This window comes from Chamaesiphon sp. VAR_69_metabat_338 (genome assembly GCF_031423935.1).
In the GTDB taxonomy this organism is placed as follows: Bacteria; Cyanobacteriota; Cyanobacteriia; order Cyanobacteriales; family Chamaesiphonaceae; genus Chamaesiphon.
Genome location: NZ_JANPGM010000680.1, coordinates 1 through 3,495 on the forward strand (window position 1 = coordinate 1; position 3,495 = coordinate 3,495).

Annotated in this window: 4 protein-coding genes; 3 read left to right on the plus strand and 1 reads right to left on the minus strand. The window is 49.7% G+C overall.

The features are described 5' to 3' along the window. Positions 1-54: 54 nt before the first annotated feature. From RMO84_RS18780 to RMO84_RS18790, 3 genes are all read left to right on the plus strand, one after another. Positions 55-969, plus strand: a complete 915-nt coding sequence (locus RMO84_RS18780; RefSeq protein WP_310489963.1) for a methylenetetrahydrofolate reductase — start codon at positions 55-57, stop codon at positions 967-969. 121 nt (positions 970-1,090) lie between these two features. Next, entirely contained in the window at positions 1,091-2,353 is a 1,263-nt protein-coding gene (locus tag RMO84_RS18785; RefSeq protein WP_310489964.1) for a hypothetical protein, read from the plus strand. A gap of 242 nt (positions 2,354-2,595) precedes the next feature. Next, entirely contained in the window at positions 2,596-3,165 is a 570-nt protein-coding gene (locus RMO84_RS18790) for a hypothetical protein (protein WP_310489965.1), read from the plus strand. A gap of 183 nt (positions 3,166-3,348) precedes the next feature. On the opposite strand, the gene RMO84_RS18795 is transcribed toward RMO84_RS18790, so the two are convergent. After that, the coding region (locus tag RMO84_RS18795; protein WP_310489966.1) for a zinc ribbon domain-containing protein at positions 3,349-3,495 on the minus strand (147 nt) is incomplete at its 5' end.

Below are 3,495 nucleotides of genomic sequence, written 5' to 3' on the forward strand. Positions count from 1 at the left end.
AAGCCTAAAGCCTAATCCCTGTATGATAGAAGGTGTAGTCTTTCGGGTGCGATCGTGAACGATTTTCGACAAGCTGCTAGTGCTGGTGAGTTCCTAATTACGGCGGAAGTTGCGCCGCCCAAGGGTGGCGATATCACGCATATGCTGAAGATGGCAACCTGTTTGAAAGGGCGGGTGCATGCGGTGAATATTACCGATGGCAGCAGAGCGGTGATGCGGATGTCGCCATTGGCCTCAGCAGCGATCTTGCTCCAGCATGGCATCGAGCCAGTGTGTCAGTTGGCTTGTCGCGATCGCAATCGGATCGGATTGCAAGGCGATCTCTTGGGCGCACACGCATTAGGTGTCAAAAATATTTTAGCTCTCACTGGCGACCCGATTAAAGCAGGAGATTATCCTCATGCTCGACCCGTATTCGACTTAGAATCGGTCAGATTGTTGAAGCTGGCTACAAATCTCAATCGCGGTTTCGACGGCAACGACAAGCCCCTTCCCGACGGATCTGTGGACTTATTTATCGGGGCGGCAGTAGATCCCCAGTGCAAAAGTCGATCGGGTTTGCAGCGGCGATTCGAGCAGAAAGTAGCTGCTGGTGCGCAATTTTTTCAAAGTCAGCTCATTTCTGATTTTGATGTCTTTGATAAATTCATGCAGCAGATTGCTATTGGCTACAATAAGCCCGTGCTGGCGGGTATTTTTTTACTCAAGTCAGCTAAAAATGCCGAGTTTATCAACCGTAACGTCCCTGGGGTGGATATTCCCCAGCATATTATCGATCGACTCGCGCGATCGTCAGAACCTCTGTTAGAAGGCATCAAAATTGCCGCCGAGCAGGTGCGATTGGCCAGTCAACTGTGTCAAGGTGTCCATCTGATGGCCGTCAAACGGGAAGATTTGATTCCCCAAATTCTGGATTTAGCGGGCATTTCGCCCTTGGCAATTCCCCACCAGCTCTCGACGCTGAAATAATTTTAGTAATTTTGAGCAAAATGAGATCTCTAGGCGATTCTTGGGGAACAGTAGAGTAGGTATAGTCAGTATATCGCTATACCCGAACTCCCACCAGCTAACGCTTACAGAAGACTGTCACATGAGTTTTAATTTTGCATACCTATCCGGAGGTAAACTTTACCTTAAATTGGGTCAGGCGACCGTCCAGACGATCGTCAGTGAATTTGGAGCAGCCGTGCAGCAGCGAGAATCACAGCGGCAGCGGCGCGATGGCTGGAAGCAAAAAAGTATTACCGCCAATTTAATGCCAGGGGGGATGTCTGGCGCGCTCAAACCAGATCGATCGCATGTGCCAGTAGCCGTTCAAGGTGTGTGCCCGACTGGTGCCGATCGCTTGCTATATACCCTCGAAGCTGGAGAAGTCGGCGGCATTTTTACGCTCGAACGCTTTGTCACGCCCGTAGCGGCGATATCGGAAACCAAAACCCCGCCGCCACGCCAGCAACCTAAAGAAAAAAGACTATTTCACAGTGCTGATTTTAAGATCGATCGGGTCGATTTTAATCCCGAATATCAATTAATTGCCTGTGCGGCGATCGGCAAAGATGGAGCTGCAAATATTGCCACCATGCCAGTCAATGCCGTTCATCTGGCTCAGGTAACAGAAGGCGACTCACTCGACTTGGCTCCCAAATGGATTCCTGGCTTTCGGCGGGCGATCGTCTTTCAGTCAGCAGGAATCGGGCGCGATGGTGCCGGTTATATCATCGAACAAAAGCACTCGACGATCGAGCAACTCGATATCGATCGGCAGGAAGTAATTACCCTTGCCAGCGACCCCAAATACGACCTCCTCAGCCCCCAAATGACTGCTGATGGTACTTTATACTATATCCGCCGTCCCTACCGTCCGCTGCGCCAACGCGTGAAGTTTTCCCAACTGCTTAAAGAGGCGATTTTAATTCCGGCACGGTTGCTGGCAGCAGTACTACAGTGGCTAAATTTTTTCACACATCGGCACACTGGGGCATCCCTCTTAGCAGTACCGCAACAATCGATAATGCCATCTCAACAAATGTCATTTTTGGGCAGGTTGGTAGATGTTGGAGCCGAAATGACCCGCAATCGGCGGTTTGGCGATCCTGATTCGCCAGCTTTAGTACCTCGTTCCTGGGAATTGATCGAGCAATTTCCGCATCGCGAACCCAAAGTCATCGCCCAAGGTGTCGTTGCCTATGATGTGGGGCTAGAAGGGCAGATCGTCTACAGCAATGGCAGCGCGGTTTATGGTGCATTACCAGGAGGACAGATCGAAAGATTGGTGGTTGTCGGTGCGGCGCGAGAAGAGCAACAACCGATCGAACAAGTCGTCATTCTCGATCGGGATAATCACCTGAATTAGGGGTTAGGCTTTAGGTTTTAGGCTTTAGGCTTTAGGTTTTAGGGAATAGTGGATGGTGGATAGTCTATTGAGAGTTTGAACGCAAGCGTTCTTCGAGCGTTTAGTCCCCCCGTCCCCCCGTCTCCCCGCGCCCCGCTCCCCGCTCCCCTAAAAAACATCTCCCTCAATGTAAATTGAACTAAATCCGATGGGTACTCTAAGTTCAGAGAGTAGTTATCAGTACCACATTCCCCATCTGCACTATGTCAGCAACTATCATTGATGCGATCGATCGCTTAATGCCCCTAATCATTCATTCGACTTGCCTTAAGTCCAAGATGTGGAACTCGCCGCATGAAGAACTACCATTGCGGGATTATGCACTTAGCTGGGTAATCGTCGATCGCAATGCCAAAGGTCGAGTTGCTTATCAGGACGTGACGCCAGAAATGGTTGAAGTTTGGGAAAATGAAGGGATCGACTGGGAGCAACGAGCTACGATCAACCTCAAAGTCGCCTCTCAAGAACTGTGGACGCACCAGAAATTGCGCGAAGATGGCAGTGTCGTCTGGGCGATTATGATGCATAATGACGGCTTCGGCTCGTCGCGAATCTTACTCTCACAGTATTTAGACAAATATTTTCCCGAAGGTTACTATGTCGCGATTCCCGATCGCAGTATCGGGATTATTATTCCCCGCGATTTGTCGATCGGTGAAATGCAAGAAACTCAAGATTTACTCGAATCTTGGTACGACACGGCATCCGCCCCGATGAGTCCGCATTTATTCGCACCTGACGATTTGATTCCCGAACATTATTTGTGGAATTAGCGGCATCGATTCCGATCGTAAACATTGACATCCCTTACCTGGCTTTTGCTTCCAGGTAAGGGATGTTTTGCATTTCTCCAAAATCTCAAATCTGGAGTAAATTACCCACCGCCAATTGTTTCGTGCTTACGCACTCACAATCTGGCGGGGGCTTTCAATAGCCCTGAGCTGTTCATGCTAATTTCAAGAAAATCCCGAACCTTCAGGTGCTTTTACGGGCACCCCAAGAGCAGAAATATTCTTCGCTCCGTTATAGTCAGCATCACCAACCCAGCCGCAATGTCCACAAGAAAACTTCTTACCACTCCGATAAGATTCACCGCGAACGGG